The organism is Peribacillus sp. NPDC076916 (genome assembly GCF_050269675.1).
Taxonomy (GTDB): domain Bacteria; phylum Bacillota; class Bacilli; order Bacillales; family DSM-1321; genus Peribacillus; species Peribacillus aracenensis.
Map to the genome: position 1 here is coordinate 382,762 of NZ_JBNNIU010000001.1, position 13,569 is coordinate 396,330.

General features: G+C 39.5%; 14 protein-coding genes. 5 read left to right on the forward strand and 9 right to left on the reverse strand.

The genetic code is table 11. The features are described 5' to 3' along the window. Positions 1-5 precede the first annotated feature (5 nt). Complete coding sequence (locus ACQKFG_RS01935; RefSeq protein ID WP_192203791.1) at positions 6-1,211, reverse strand: MFS transporter; 1,206 nt, start codon at positions 1,209-1,211, stop codon at positions 6-8. Between the two features lie 271 nt (positions 1,212-1,482). On the opposite strand from ACQKFG_RS01935, the gene ACQKFG_RS01940 reads away from it, so the two are divergent. The 3 genes from ACQKFG_RS01940 (at position 1,483) to ACQKFG_RS01950 (ending at position 4,969) form a co-directional block, all read left to right on the forward strand. Beyond that, positions 1,483-2,970 carry an aldehyde dehydrogenase family protein gene (locus ACQKFG_RS01940; protein ID WP_076366967.1) on the forward strand — a complete coding sequence of 496 codons (1,488 nt, stop codon included), beginning with the start codon at positions 1,483-1,485 and terminating at the stop codon, positions 2,968-2,970. Between the two features lie 352 nt (positions 2,971-3,322). After that, positions 3,323-4,555, forward strand: coding sequence for an aminopeptidase (locus ACQKFG_RS01945; protein WP_192208182.1), 1,233 nt, complete (start codon positions 3,323-3,325; stop codon positions 4,553-4,555). A 246-nt stretch (positions 4,556-4,801) separates the two neighbouring features. Beyond that, positions 4,802-4,969 carry a hypothetical protein gene (locus tag ACQKFG_RS01950; RefSeq protein WP_179086028.1) on the forward strand — a complete coding sequence of 56 codons (168 nt, stop codon included), beginning with the start codon at positions 4,802-4,804 and terminating at the stop codon, positions 4,967-4,969. 125 nt (positions 4,970-5,094) lie between these two features. On the opposite strand, the gene cspC is transcribed toward ACQKFG_RS01950, so the two are convergent. Continuing rightward, positions 5,095-5,295, reverse strand: coding sequence for a cold shock protein CspC (gene cspC / locus ACQKFG_RS01955; RefSeq protein WP_010331195.1), 201 nt, complete (start codon positions 5,293-5,295; stop codon positions 5,095-5,097). A 278-nt stretch (positions 5,296-5,573) separates the two neighbouring features. Here cspC and ACQKFG_RS01960 point away from each other — a divergent pair, with 278 nt between their 5' ends. Next, complete coding sequence (locus ACQKFG_RS01960; protein WP_427555784.1) at positions 5,574-5,834, forward strand: hypothetical protein; 261 nt, start codon at positions 5,574-5,576, stop codon at positions 5,832-5,834. Between the two features lie 33 nt (positions 5,835-5,867). On the opposite strand, the gene ACQKFG_RS01965 is transcribed toward ACQKFG_RS01960, so the two are convergent. The 3 genes from ACQKFG_RS01965 to ACQKFG_RS01975 form a co-directional block, all read right to left on the reverse strand. After that, a complete protein-coding gene (locus ACQKFG_RS01965; RefSeq protein WP_427555787.1) occupies positions 5,868-6,482 on the reverse strand; it encodes a YdcF family protein in 615 nt (204 codons plus the stop codon). Between the two features lie 87 nt (positions 6,483-6,569). Beyond that, positions 6,570-7,355: a serine hydrolase gene (locus ACQKFG_RS01970; RefSeq protein WP_192203788.1), complete on the reverse strand. Its 786-nt coding sequence runs from the start codon at positions 7,353-7,355 to the stop codon at positions 6,570-6,572. A 172-nt stretch (positions 7,356-7,527) separates the two neighbouring features. Continuing rightward, positions 7,528-7,695, reverse strand: coding sequence for a YezD family protein (locus ACQKFG_RS01975; RefSeq protein ID WP_098371233.1), 168 nt, complete (start codon positions 7,693-7,695; stop codon positions 7,528-7,530). A gap of 504 nt (positions 7,696-8,199) precedes the next feature. Between ACQKFG_RS01975 and ACQKFG_RS01980 the strand changes: the two genes are divergently transcribed. Next, positions 8,200-9,588, forward strand: a complete 1,389-nt coding sequence (locus ACQKFG_RS01980; protein WP_353871664.1) for an amino acid permease — start codon at positions 8,200-8,202, stop codon at positions 9,586-9,588. 41 nt (positions 9,589-9,629) lie between these two features. On the opposite strand, the gene ACQKFG_RS01985 is transcribed toward ACQKFG_RS01980, so the two are convergent. The 4 genes from ACQKFG_RS01985 to ACQKFG_RS02000 form a co-directional block, all read right to left on the reverse strand. Next, positions 9,630-10,604 carry an aldose 1-epimerase gene (locus tag ACQKFG_RS01985; RefSeq protein ID WP_427555791.1) on the reverse strand — a complete coding sequence of 325 codons (975 nt, stop codon included), beginning with the start codon at positions 10,602-10,604 and terminating at the stop codon, positions 9,630-9,632. A gap of 228 nt (positions 10,605-10,832) precedes the next feature. After that, positions 10,833-11,132, reverse strand: a complete 300-nt coding sequence (locus tag ACQKFG_RS01990; protein ID WP_192203785.1) for a YxcD family protein — start codon at positions 11,130-11,132, stop codon at positions 10,833-10,835. Continuing rightward, the gene (locus ACQKFG_RS01995) at positions 11,120-11,554 is read right to left on the reverse strand and encodes a hypothetical protein (protein WP_192208180.1); all 435 of its coding nucleotides are present in this window, start codon (positions 11,552-11,554) and stop codon (positions 11,120-11,122) included. Before ACQKFG_RS01995 ends, ACQKFG_RS01990 begins: the two co-directional genes overlap by 13 nt. Positions 11,555-11,755: 201 nt before the next feature. Then, positions 11,756-13,174, reverse strand: coding sequence for a PcsB-like coiled-coil domain-containing protein (locus tag ACQKFG_RS02000; protein WP_427555794.1), 1,419 nt, complete (start codon positions 13,172-13,174; stop codon positions 11,756-11,758). Between the last annotated feature and the right edge of the window lie 395 nt (positions 13,175-13,569).

A 13,569-nucleotide genomic window follows, 5' to 3' on the forward strand; every position in this document is an offset into this window, starting at 1 on the left:
TTTGTTCATGTCAAAACGGTATTCTTTGTTTCCTTCCCAAAAGCTACGGCAATCGCACCCACTAGTATAGCGATTGTAAAAATGGTAAAAATCGAGGATATAGGGGTGTCTGCTGCAACTAAATACCCTACAAGCAACGGACCCAGGACACCGCCAATCCTCCCGATTCCTGCAGCTAACCCAGCACCTGTACCACGAACTGCTGTTGGATACTGCTCAGGTGTATATGCATATAGTGCACCCCATGCCCCCAGATTGAAGAAAGATAGAAACATCCCGGAAACTATCAGCAGTGCCAGCCCCTCTGATGATCCAAAGAAAAAGGCACTGACGGCCGTTCCAATTAAGTATGTGATCAAAACGAATTTACGTCCCATCTTCTCTATCAGCCATGCAGCTGAAAAATAGCCCGGAAGCTGTGCAAGCGTCATGATCAAAACATATTCAAAGCTTTGAATCATGCTGAAGCCTTTTAAGACCATCACACTTGGCAGCCATAAAAACATCCCATAATAAGAAAAGACCACGCAAAACCATAGAATCCACAATACAAGGGTCTGACGGGAGTATTCCTTTTTCCAGACACTTTTCATATTGGTTAATACAGATGGCCTCTGCTTTTTTTCTAGTTCCGTATACTTCGGTGAATCCGGCAGTTTCAAGCGCAGATACAGAGCATATAAAGCTGGAACTGCGCTCAATAACAATGCAACGCGCCAACCATAAGCCGGAATGATGAAATAGGAGATGAGTGCTGCCAAAATCCATCCAACCGCCCAAAAACTTTCAAGAAGGACAACAACCCTTCCCCTTTTACTTGCTTCAACACTTTCAGAAACCAATGTCGAGGCAACCGGAAGTTCTCCTCCAAGTCCCATGCCAATCAAAAATCGCAATATCAAGAACAAACTGAGTGTACTGACTGCTGCAGACAGGCCACTTGCGATTGAAAACAATAATAATGTAATGATAAAGACATTCTTCCGTCCGACCCTGTCAGCCATCGCACCAAAGAATACGGCTCCTACAGCCATTCCGATAGAGTTTATGCTCCCAATCCAGCCAACCTGCTCACTGGTTAAGTTCCAGTCCTGTTTCAAAGCAACAATGATGAAAGAAAGCATACCGACATCAAGTGCATCGAACATCCATCCAAGACCCGCAACGCCTAGTATCTTACGTTGCGATATCATTTTCGCATCATTTCCCATATATTCCTCCTGAAGAACTTTAGACCTTCTTGTTATTTTATCCTTATTCATTTTAACTATTAACTTTCATTTTTGCTATAGTATTTACACATGTCATGACAAAATAATACTTCATTTTTTTTATGATGAAGAAATCTTGAATATTATGTCGAATGATATAGATTGAATATTCGTATTTTTTCATTTATCATAAAAATTGGCATAAATCATAGCGTTAACAATAAGTCATCATGTTCTGCCCAAGATAATCATTTTATTCAGGAGGGTAATTATGACAAATCTAACGTTAGAAGTAAGTGGAAAGCTGCAAAAATTTTTAACAGGACCAAAAAAGCTCTATATTAATGGTCAGTTTGTAGAAAGTGCTTCAAAAAAAACCTTCTCCACACCCAATCCTGCTACAGGACAAAAACTTGCCGATGTTTATGAAGCTGATAAAGAAGATATCGACTTAGCCGTCAAGGCTGCACGCAAAGCATTCGATGAGGGGCCTTGGTCTAGAATGAGTGCAGCTTCACGCAGTAGGCTAATGTATAAACTTGCCGATTTAATGGAAGAAAATAAAACCGAACTTGCTCAATTGGAAACGTTGGATAATGGTAAACCAATCAGTGAAACTACCAATGCCGACATTCCTTTAGCTATAGAACATATGAGATATTTTGCCGGCTGGTCCACCAAGATTGTCGGACAGACCATTCCAGTAAGCGGAAATTACTTTAACTACACAAAACACGAGGCGGTTGGTGTTGTCGGCCAAATCATCCCATGGAACTTTCCGCTTCTTATGGCAATGTGGAAACTGGGAGCGGCACTTGCTACAGGTTGTACGGTTGTATTAAAGCCTGCTGAACAAACTCCGCTTTCCGCGCTTTACCTGGCTGAATTATTGGCTGAAGCCGGTTTCCCTGATGGGGTCGTCAATATCGTTCCCGGTTTTGGTGAAACCGCTGGACAAGCACTTGTCGACCATCCGCAAGTAAATAAAATTGCATTTACCGGTTCGACCGAAGTTGGAAAACTGATCATGCGCTCCGCTTCATATTCATTGAAACGGGTCACATTGGAACTTGGAGGGAAATCGCCAAACATCATCCTGCCTGATGCCGATTTCTCAAAAGCCATCCCTGGTGCTTTGAATGGGGTCATGTTTAACCAAGGGCAGGTATGCTGTGCCGGTTCCAGGGTTTATATCCAAAAGAAGCATTATGATAACGTAGTTGCCGATATGGCAAGCCATGCAAAAAACATCAAACAAGGGGTAGGTTTAGATCCAAGTACACAAATTGGACCGCTTGTTTCCGAGGAGCAGCAAAATCGAGTAATGGGCTATATTGAAAAAGGGAAAAACGAGGGTGCGGAAGTACTTGTCGGCGGAAATAAACCGGGTGAACAAGGCTACTTTGTTTCTCCTACTATATTTGCTGGTGTCGAAGAGGATATGACGATAGCCAAAGAAGAGATTTTCGGTCCGGTCATAGCGGCAATGCCATTCGAGGATTTAGATGATGTCATTAACCGTGCAAATGCAAGTGAGTATGGATTGGCTGCCGGCTTATGGACCAGCGATATAGCCAATGCCCATTATGTTGCAGGAAAACTCCGTGCCGGTACTGTATGGGTGAACTGTTATAACGCGTTCGACGCAGCTTCCCCTTTCGGCGGTTACAAACAATCCGGAATCGGACGTGAAATGGGATCCTATGCCCTGGACAACTATTCTGAAGTGAAAAGTGTCTGGATTAATTTGGGTAAGTGATTTTTTGACTATTAAGAAAGAGGGTCTCAAAGAGGCCCTCTTTCTTTCAGTCCATTGTTCACTGTTCCGAATAATCAAATTATTCAACTATTCAAACCTTTTCAATAGTCTTTCCCTCGATAATTTTGGTAGAATGCAAGATAGACAAACCGGCTGCTACTTGAGGTGGTTATACGATAATGGTGCCGGGGTTTGTGCTAAAGTGAATGAGCCTTAACTGATTCATTTCAATGCCGGTTATAATGAACTCCTTCGTCTAATACCTATAAGTTTTCACAAACGATGTAAAAAGTTTCTTTTTTATATGACAATTAAGTACAATTATAGAAAATGGAAAAGGAGTTTTTGAATGATGAGTGATTTTCAAACGAATTTGGAAAAATATGCAGAACTTGCCGTAAAAGTCGGTGTAAACATCCAACAAGATCAAACCCTGGTCGTAAACACAACATTAGAGGGTGCTGACCTTGTGCGTCTCATTGTAAAAAAGGCTTATGAGAACGGTGCGCGTAATGTCATCGTTAATTGGAATGACGATATCGTTTCACGTACCAAATATGAACTGGCTCCGGATGAAGTGTTCCAAGAGTATCCAAAGTGGCGAGCGGAAGAAACGATCGAACTTGCAGAAAACGGAGCTGCCTATCTATCCGTCATCTCCTCCAGCCCTGACTTATTAAAAGGTGTAAAGCCAGAAAGGATTGCCAACTTCCAAAAAGCATCCGGGACTGCACTGAAGAAGTGGCGTCAGTATATGCAATCCGATAAAGTAAGCTGGTCCATCGTTGCCGTCCCTTCAGAAGCTTGGGCTGATAAAGTATTCCCTGAAGAGGCAGAAGAAAAACGCGTTGATCTGCTATGGGAAGCCATTTTCAAAGCAGTTCGTGTTGATGTGAAGGACCCTGTGGAGGCCTGGAAAAAACACGATGATACCCTGCATGAAAAGGTTGATTATTTAAATGACAAGCATTACCAAAAATTGCATTACACGGCTCCTGGAACAGACCTGACAATCGAGTTACCCGAGAAACACCTATGGGTCGGAGCAGGAAGCATCAACGTACAGGGTCATGAATTCATGGCTAACATGCCTACCGAAGAAGTGTTTACGGTTCCATTGAAAACAGGTGTTAATGGTACGGTTTCCAGTACGAAACCCCTTAGTTACGGCGGCAACATCATTAATAATTTTTCCGTGACCTTTAAGGAAGGACGGATCATTGAAGTAAAAGCAGAGGAAGGGGAAGAAATCCTAAAACAATTGGTTGAAACGGATGAGGGTTCACACTATCTTGGTGAAGTGGCACTTGTTCCATTCAACTCACCGATTTCCCAATCGAATGTTTTATTCTTCAACACATTATTCGATGAAAATGCTTCAAACCATCTCGCTATCGGCAGCTCCTATGCTTTCTGTATTGAAGGCGGAAAAAACATGAGTCCAGAAGAGCTTGCAGAAAATGGACTGAATGAAAGCCTTACACATGTCGATTTCATGATTGGATCAGAGAAAATGAACATCGACGGCATCAAACAGGACGGCACTTCCGAACCTGTCTTCCGTAATGGGGATTGGGCGTTTTAATTAACTGACAGTCTTGAAATCTTCTGATATATAGCCGCGTGATTCCTGAATTACTTAGGAACATGTGGCTGTTTTTTTATGCACGTTTATAATCACCCTCAGGCTTTTAGCTTTTGTACAGCCAAAATAATTGGACTAGTTCCGTATACATAGCCTGATTTTTCAACCCCAATATATCATTGGAATATCTTGAACACATCTTTCATTCGCAAATATGTTATACTATTAATAAAGAGGGTGGCTAAATTGAGAAGCAATAAGTATAATACTGGTGAAACAGTAACTATCCAGGATACTAATGAATCAGTAACCATTAATAAATGGGCATATGTAAAAAACATGAAGAGATATTCTTACACTGTTAAAGAACATCCAACTACTTTTTTCTTTGAAGAGGAATTAAAAAAAGCTTAATGACAAGTCACTAAAACCCTACTCATTTCAGAGTGGGATTTTTTTCGCTTTCATTTTTTAGCATAATAAAAAACAGACTCCCGTCGAGGAAGTCTGTTCATATCGATTACGATTTAATTTAGAAATTAAGCTTTTTGAACGTTAGCTGCTTGAGCTCCACGAGCACCTTGCTCAACGTCGAAAGTTACTTTTTGACCTTCGTCTAAAGATTTGAAGCCTTCGCTTTGGATAGCTGAGAAATGTACGAATACGTCGTCTCCGTTTTCACGTTCGATAAATCCAAAACCTTTTTCTGCATTAAACCATTTAACTGTACCTTGTTCCATTGTTGTTGCCTCCTAGTGCATCACACACATTGTATTACTATTTTTAATCATTTGGAAAATAATCATATCCTCTTCCACAATCAAAAACAATTCTTTATTAGAGTAACATGAATTGATGAAGATAGCAAATTATCCAGTGATATTTTAAAAACAGACTTCAGTTCTTTTCTACTTCCCATTTTCTTTATTTATCCAATTTAATGATTCAGATATTAATAAATGGGTATATCAGAGTAATAAGAAACAGAACCAAGAATGATCAATAAGGAGGTCAATCAATGAAATATTACAAGGTATCCAATAAGGGTTTTGACAGTAAGGTAATTGTAGCCTATAGCGGGTATGAGGCACTCGGATATTATTTAATGGAAAGCAATGATCAACTTGGTTTTGTTGATGATATAGATGTGGAAGAAGTGGATGCTGATGAACAAGTCGAGATTTCCTATACGGGTTTTCCCGTTTTTAAGACACTTAAGGAGCTATATCAAGAGAAAGACTTTTGGAAAGTTCCTAATGTTGTCGTGGAAGTTGAGTAAAGAAAGCAACCTCCCATCTTTAGCCACTGAATGTTACCCCCCAATCAACTCTGTTAAATAGTATTTGGTAATTGCAAGATATTCACGGGTATATGATTTCAACAGTGACACTTTTGGTGTTTTTGCCGGCATCCCCTTCATGTCCAAGCCTTCTTTTCTTGCTATTTCAACTGCCCGGTAGATATGAAAGTCATTGCTTACGATCAATCCTGAAGCTGCTGTATCAGGAATGAGTTCTTTTGAGAAAACAATATTCTCGTGAGTTGTTGTAGATTTGTCTTCCATCATGATGCGCGCTTCTTCAATTCCCTGGGCGATTAGCCCCTGTTGCATTGCTTTCGCTTCCGATATATCTTCCCCCGGTCCTTTACCGCCAGATACAATGGCCACTGTATGTTTATTGGCCTTTAAATATTCTGCAGCTTTATCAATCCGGTATTGTAAGGATAAAGATGGAACCGAACCTTTGACCCTTGCTCCAAGAATAATGAGGTAATCGGCATTTACAGGAATTTGCTGGTGAATGCTTTCTTGAATTTTCATGTGTAAAAAACCAAAATACCCCAGTAATATAACAACACTCATTACGCCTAATTTCATCGCGCTTTTCAAGGTTTTTCCCCGCTTCATGTTCCTTTCATTTAACATTCTTCACTGACCCCTCTATACCCAAAATCGAAGAGCGTGAAATCCCGAAAGACTTCCCGCACTTCCAAAAATATTCAAACTGACTGTTTATTCTGCGACAATATCATCATATATCAATTTTCCAATTTTACTGATTACTTGACGGCTCTCTTCCTCTGATTTCATATCTTCGGTAAGAACTGCAGCATAGACTGTTTGTGTTTCTGAACGAATGATTGCACAATCATGGGAAACTCCGCGAATTCCGCCAGTTTTGCTTGCTACCTTGACCCCTTTGCCCATCAGTGATGGAAGTTTATCCCTTAATTGTTGATTGTCAAATACACGCAATATTCTTTCTTGGCTTTCTTTCGTTAAAAAGTTTCCTGTATGTATCGCTTTCAGGCAGGTAATCGTATCTTCCGCCGATATGGTATTGTCGCGCCCTTCTTTTAATGCCTTAAAATCCTGCATTTTTCGTTCAAGGACAGTATTTTTCAAACCAAGATCCTTGATGCATTGATTAATTTCCTCAAATCCCAACAGGTTCATCATCATGTTCGTGGATGTATTGTCAGAAACAGTTATCATCAATGTCAATAAATCCTCAACAGTTAAAAATACCTTATTCGATAAGACATGCAGAACCCCAGATCCCCCTGTCACTTCATTAGGCGGGATGGTCACTGGTTGATTCAAATAGATTTCCTTTTGTTCACTTTGACGATAACCTTCGATGATCATCGGTATTTTGATAAGACTCGCTGATTGAAAGGATTCATTCTCGTGGTATCCAATCGTTTCCCCATGACCATTTTCAATTTTATATGCGATTTTCCCATTAAATGTTTCAATTAATGCCAAGATATCATGTTCTATAGTTTGTAAGGTCATCTATTTCCTGTTCCTCCCTTAGATATCATGTAAACCCCTATAAAAAACTCCCTTATCCCCTAACTTATTCTACCATGTTGAATGCAGTACAATCTTCTTCTAAATTCCAATTCAATAATTTTTTGCATAAAAAAGAGCCTTCATATCGAAAGCCCCGTTAATAACGGAATATTCATCTGGATTTAACTGCCCTGCCCTTCACTAATGGGAATCGTTTCTTTTCGGTTGTATCCACCTGTGTGATTTCACCATCATGTATGGTTATTATCACGGATCCATATTGCAGATCTTCCAAGCTTGAAATGATATGCCTGATTTTCAATTCTTCTTTCTTTTCCATGATATCTCCCCTTCACTACTGGTAATAAAGTTTCGTTTCATGCCTACTGTTTAAAGCGCACGTACGCTTCCCGCTTTCCATGTTTTCTTGAGGAAGTTGGTTTACCTATCATATCCTCACATTACTTTCCGTATAAGAATAACCAGTTAATAGGAAATCCAGATTCCCCTCCCCTCACTAATAAAAGATAAAAGGCACCCGCCATCTAACAGAAGTAGATGTAAGGGTGCCTTTAGTTGACTAATCGGCAATATTTAGGAGTTGCATATGTTATTGAAAAATACGTTCAAAAGGGAAATCGCATTATTCTTACCAACTAACTTGGTATTTACTAATATAATCCAATTCCCTCGTTTTGTCAATACGAATTATAATTTTCTGATTAGTCTGCGTTTTACATTTTACTTATTTACCACTTTACCAAACTAAACTATTTGAGATATACTATTTTAGTATAAGTTGTCGGTATAAACACACACTGTATTTAAGAAAGGTTCGATATAAATGGTAAATAAAAAATGGGGTTTATTGATTTTGACCACATTCGTTATTGGGAATATGGTCGGCGGCGGAATTTTCATGCTCCCTGCTCAATTAGCACAGGTATCCAGTCCATTAGGGGCCACATTGGCATGGATCGTTACTGGACTGGGAGTTTTTCTAATAGCTTTGGTGTTTGGTAACCTGGCAGTGCGGAAACCTGATTTGAAAGCCGGACCGCAAAGTTATGCTCAATCATTATTTAAATCCCCTGCTAAAGGAAGGGTTTCAGGGTATAGCATGGCTTGGGGCTATTGGGCTGCGAATTGGGCTGCGACAGCTTCTGTCATCATTTCATTTGCTGGTTACCTATCAACGTTTTTCCCGGTGATGCATAGTGCGAAAGTAATTTATACAGCCGGTTCGTTTCAACTTGAACTAGGTAAAGCATTAACGTTTGCGGTATGTTCCGTTGCCCTTTGGGGGATTCAGGCAATCTTGGTAAGAAGTTTTAACAGCGCTGGGAAAATGAATCTTTTTGCTACGGTTACCAAAGTGCTTGGATTCTTATTTTTCATCATTATCACGATTTTCATCTTCGATACTTCCAACCTAGGGAACGGGGCTGAATTTTATGATAAGGCGGGATCTGCAATCTCTTTAGGTGATCAAGTGAATGCTGCTGCAATTTCAACATTATGGGCTTTCATCGGTATTGAAGCTGCCGTCATGCTGTCAAACCGCGCCAAGTCACAAAATGATGTAAAGAAAGCGACGATCCTAGGTTTACTTATCGCTGTTGCCATTTATATCGGCATTACTTTATTGACGATGGGTGCCATATCGCAAGACGATTTGAAAATATCTCAAAAACCGCTTGTTGACGCATTGCAAGCTGTAGTTGGTTCAAGCGGTACGTATTTAATGGCTGCTCTTGCCGTCATTTCCTTATTGGGATCTACAATCGGATGGATTGTCGTTGCATCAGAGGTTCCTTACCAGGCAGCGAAATCGGACCTGTTTCCGCCCTATTTTGCGAAAGCGAACAAAAATGGCACACCCGTCCGTTCTATGACAATAACAAATATCATGACACAGATATTCTTATTCTCCACTATTTCGGGTACGATTTTGGAAGCTTATCAATTCTCGATGATCGTCGCTACACTCGCTTACTTGATCCCGTATCTTGCTTCGGTTCTGTATCAATTGAAGTTAGTCATGACTGGGGAAACCTATGACATCATGAAAGGCTCAAGGGTACGTGATGGCATCATTACCATCCTGGCGTTAATTTACTCGATCTGGGTCATCAAGACAGGTACAGCTGATATGAATACATTCATACTTGGCATAGCCTTATATGTATTCGGAATCGTCCTATACCCATTGTGGATGAGAAAAAAAGCATAACCTTAAACACCTTGGCATCCATAAGTGCCAAGGTGTTTTTTTTATATATCTTTCATAATCAATCTAGTTTTCAGCTGTACCGTTTCCCCTGAGCATAACTCCCGCAATCCAGTCATTTTTGCAGACAAATCCAAATTAGGAGCATTCGTTACCCATGTATATGGTTCAGGACAGACAAACCCCTGCTGGTTGAACAATACCCAAAACTTAAAATGTCGATCGACATGATAGATGACCTGCATTCCAGCCTCTTGGTCAGTAAGTATGCACTCGTTTTCCAGCGCTCTTTCCTCATCATAGCCAAATAGGTCATCAAATAGCCTGCCGTCCAAACTAATACCATTTTGGATTTCCAATGTATTGTCCGTTTCATGAATTGCACCAGTTGGCAATGACCTTTCATTCAACTCCCAATGTTTATTGACAGGAAGTGATATTCTGCAATTCTCCAATTTACTCCCTGTTCCAAATGGGAAATTGAATACAGTATGATAACCTGCTCCCCATGGAAAGGGTTCAATGCCCTTGTTAGTGATTTCCAATTGTATTTCCAATGTTTCTGCCTTTAAAGAGAAAGACATATTCACAGTGATATCTTGTGGAAAGCTGCCTTTTAGATCAAAATCGCTGCTTGAAAATTCAGTATTAATGACGACTGCTTTCCCGTTCACTTCCTTTTTGCAGACTTTCCACGGCTTGTCATGCAAAAAACCATGAATATGATTGGATTTTTTCATTTCATTGATTGGAAACTTATATACAATCCCCTTATATGTAAATTGACCATCTTCAATTCGATTAGGAGGAAACAGGATTGGCATTCCATATAAAATGGGAGCTTTGTTATACTCTTCTACACTATCCGGAGTGCGCAGCAACTCAATATCCTTGTGCTTGTACTTCAACGAAAGCAGATTGCTTCCCAAAGATGGCGCAAGTATCGCTTCCACTTTTTCATTGCCGAACTTTATGGCCTTTTCATTTAAAAAAGTGATATCCTCAATATAACCTTTCACTTTTTCTCCTCCTTTGACTTGAACATATATCAATCCTACTTCCACGGACCATTTTTTGCAACAAATGGAAAATATATAATTTCGAGTTTGTAATAAGCGTTGGTAATCTAGGATTTTGCTTAGTTCGCTTTACTATTTTTCTATTTCTCTTTTATCCTTTTCCTCCGCATAGATCGCCCTGTGCCTTATTAAATAAAAAAAGGATGCCGTTACGGCATCCTTTTTTTATTATCTATTACTTTCACTTACTAAAGCGACTATGCCTTCTTCATCATCCAATACAAGTTCAATACCAGAGTATGGATCTTTATTCAGATATTCATCCAGCCATAAGCGAAGCGCCTCTATCAAGTTGATGGTAATTAACACTTGTTTCCGGCCATCGACGAACGCTTCCGCCGAAAAGCCATAATCATCATCAAACATTAACTCCACTTCTACCTCATTGGGTTGTACCTGCTTTTTACGGGCAATGTAAACACAAACCGCATTGATGATATCTTGTTCGGAAATCTTTAGCCTCTCCATGGGTTTGTATCCTCTTTCTTCTTCTTATCTTTGAAATATGTGAATATTTTACGGATTACAACGATTAATACAACGACCGCTAACACGTTGATTAATAGACCAAGTATAGAACCAAGGGCTCCCATATTGGCGAATAGGCTACCAAAAAGTAAACCTGCCAGTCCACCTAACATAATTCCTTTCATTAAGCCGCCTTTTGAGAACGTATTTCCAGTCTTGGCTTTATTAGCAGTAGTAGCATCGGACTTCTTCGTTTCTTTATTTTGGAAATTCGATTTGTTATTGTTGTTGCTGTTAAAACTTCTTTTTCCGGACTTGTAACCCCTTGCATCGACTGACTCCGAATGATCTTGGAATACATAAGTGCCGACTGGCGAGAATGCTAGTGTAATTGTAAGTAATGCAGCCATAAATTTTTTCATCATGTTTTTTTGCCTCCGTTTAATAGTATGGAATGTTGATTCTATAAATGTTTTCCCAGATTTACTGAAAGTCCACATCACCTATCCTTGTTTTATCTTATAGTATTTACGTTGAATTTCAAAATAAGTTTCATTTTTTTCGATTTTTTTCAAAAAAAAAATAAGCAGGGGCATTTACTCCCCTGCTTACTTAAAGAACGATTAGTTTACACGAACGACACGGCCGTTGAATTTACTTGCCCAATATCCGCTTTCCATATTGGCGATCGCAACACCTGTTGAACTTTGGGAACCGATAAATTTGCCGCCTCCGACATAAATACCGACATGCCCATCAGTTTTATACGTATTGAAAAACACTAAATCTCCAGGTTGCATTTGACTCTTGGATACTTGACGTCCTGCACTCGTCAATGCACCCGTACTTGCTGGAAGGTTCACACCAGCTTGTTTATAAGCCCATGCAACGAATCCTGAACAATCGAAAAGACCGTTAGCGATATCGGATGCCGTTCTTCCGCCACCAAATTTATAAGTGGAGTTACCGATATATTTATAACCGGCTGTAATGGCAGAGCCTGTATTTGCACTGCTAGGCTTGCTTGATGTTTCAGTTTTACTTACTGCTGGCTTACTAGCTGCTGCAGGTTTATCAACAGAACTGCTTTTAGATGAATTAGATGATGCTTCACCTTTTGAAGAACCAGATGCTGACGATTCAGCTTTAGAAGCACTTGTTGATTCTTTACTAGAAGAACTTGATGATCCATCATTAGAAGAACTTGATGATCCATCATTGGAAGAATTTGAAGAACTCACTTCTTCAGCAGCACGGTCAAGATCCGCTTTCTCTGCTGCTTTACGTTCTTCCTCTTTTTTGATATTTTCACGAATGGACGCAATTTGTGCTTCTAAACCGGCATCTTTATTCTCTAAAGATTGTTTTAGGGCCTTTGTTTCCGATTCTTTCTTTCCAACGATTTCCTTCATTTTGACAGTTTCAGCTTTTTGATCTTTAATTTGAGATTGCATGCCCTTCAGTTCTACTTCCATATCCTTTAGGCTTTGCAATTTTTTCTCAACAGTCGCTTGTTTTTTTTCTAAGTCAGCTTTATCCGCTTCCTGTTCTCTAAGAATCTGTTGGTCAGCTTCCACGATGGTGGCTACCGCTCCAACACGATTAACGAATTCACCAAAGCTTTTAGAACCTAAAACAACTTCCAGGTACTCAACGTCCCCGCCGCTCTCTTGGAATGAAAGCGCGCGCTCTTTCAAGACTTCCTCGCGTTTTGCGATTCTTTCTTCCAACGCTTTAATTTCTTTCTTTAAAGAATCTATGTCTTTTTCGGTGTCTTTAATTTCTTGTTTAGTATCTTTGATTTTTTGGTCGTTTTCTTTCATTGCCGATTCTATCTGGGCAATTTGGGCATTCATCTTCGTTTGTTCTTTTTTCAATTCCTGAATAACTTGTTCTGCCTCTGAAATATCTGATTGTATTCCCGTGCGTTGTGATTGAATATCCGTGATAGATTCAGCTTTTACAGACGGTATGGCAAAAGCGCTCCCTAATCCAAGCATAATTGTAGTGTTCAATACGATAAGTTTTTTCTTCAAACTCATTTCCCCTGCTTTCCTCCCCTTGCATTTCCATCGACCCACTTCTTTTTCTCTATGAAAAATCATTAGTCAAAATAAATTGCTGGGAACTCTTCTCTATTTTTTTTACTCTTTATGTAATCTTCTAACGTTGTGATTATATTAAATACATTTCTTAAACTCTACTATGTTTTCATCTAAGTCGTAGTATATCATCAGATTTTGTCAAATGCGTAATAACAATATTACAATTATATTTCAATTTTAACATTAAACATAAAAATTCGACTTTTTCTCGTGATATAACATCCAATATCTTACATAACACTCTTCTTATTTTGATGCAAGACTTTTTATCTAGTGTATGGCACCATATGATCATAGACTATTGACGGGTAAAAACTCTCCATTTCCGATTG

Bases quoted from the DNA above. Each gene is read 5' to 3' on its own strand.
- ACQKFG_RS01935 (WP_192203791.1), bottom strand. From the start codon at position 1,211: ATGGGAAATGATGCGAAAATGATATCGCAACGTAAGATACTAGGCGTT.
- ACQKFG_RS01940 (WP_076366967.1), top strand. From the start codon at position 1,483: ATGACAAATCTAACGTTAGAAGTAAGTGGAAAGCTGCAAAAATTTTTA.
- ACQKFG_RS01945 (WP_192208182.1), top strand. From the start codon at position 3,323: ATGAGTGATTTTCAAACGAATTTGGAAAAATATGCAGAACTTGCCGTA.
- cspC (WP_010331195.1), bottom strand. From the start codon at position 5,295: ATGGAACAAGGTACAGTTAAATGGTTTAATGCAGAAAAAGGTTTTGGA.
- ACQKFG_RS01960 (WP_427555784.1), top strand. From the start codon at position 5,574: ATGAAATATTACAAGGTATCCAATAAGGGTTTTGACAGTAAGGTAATT.
- ACQKFG_RS01965 (WP_427555787.1), bottom strand. From the start codon at position 6,482: ATGTTAAATGAAAGGAACATGAAGCGGGGAAAAACCTTGAAAAGCGCG.
- ACQKFG_RS01970 (WP_192203788.1), bottom strand. From the start codon at position 7,355: ATGACCTTACAAACTATAGAACATGATATCTTGGCATTAATTGAAACA.
- ACQKFG_RS01975 (WP_098371233.1), bottom strand. From the start codon at position 7,695: ATGGAAAAGAAAGAAGAATTGAAAATCAGGCATATCATTTCAAGCTTG.
- ACQKFG_RS01980 (WP_353871664.1), top strand. From the start codon at position 8,200: ATGGTAAATAAAAAATGGGGTTTATTGATTTTGACCACATTCGTTATT.
- ACQKFG_RS01990 (WP_192203785.1), bottom strand. From the start codon at position 11,132: ATGGAGAGGCTAAAGATTTCCGAACAAGATATCATCAATGCGGTTTGT.
- ACQKFG_RS01995 (WP_192208180.1), bottom strand. From the start codon at position 11,554: ATGAAAAAATTTATGGCTGCATTACTTACAATTACACTAGCATTCTCG.
- ACQKFG_RS02000 (WP_427555794.1), bottom strand. From the start codon at position 13,174: ATGAGTTTGAAGAAAAAACTTATCGTATTGAACACTACAATTATGCTT.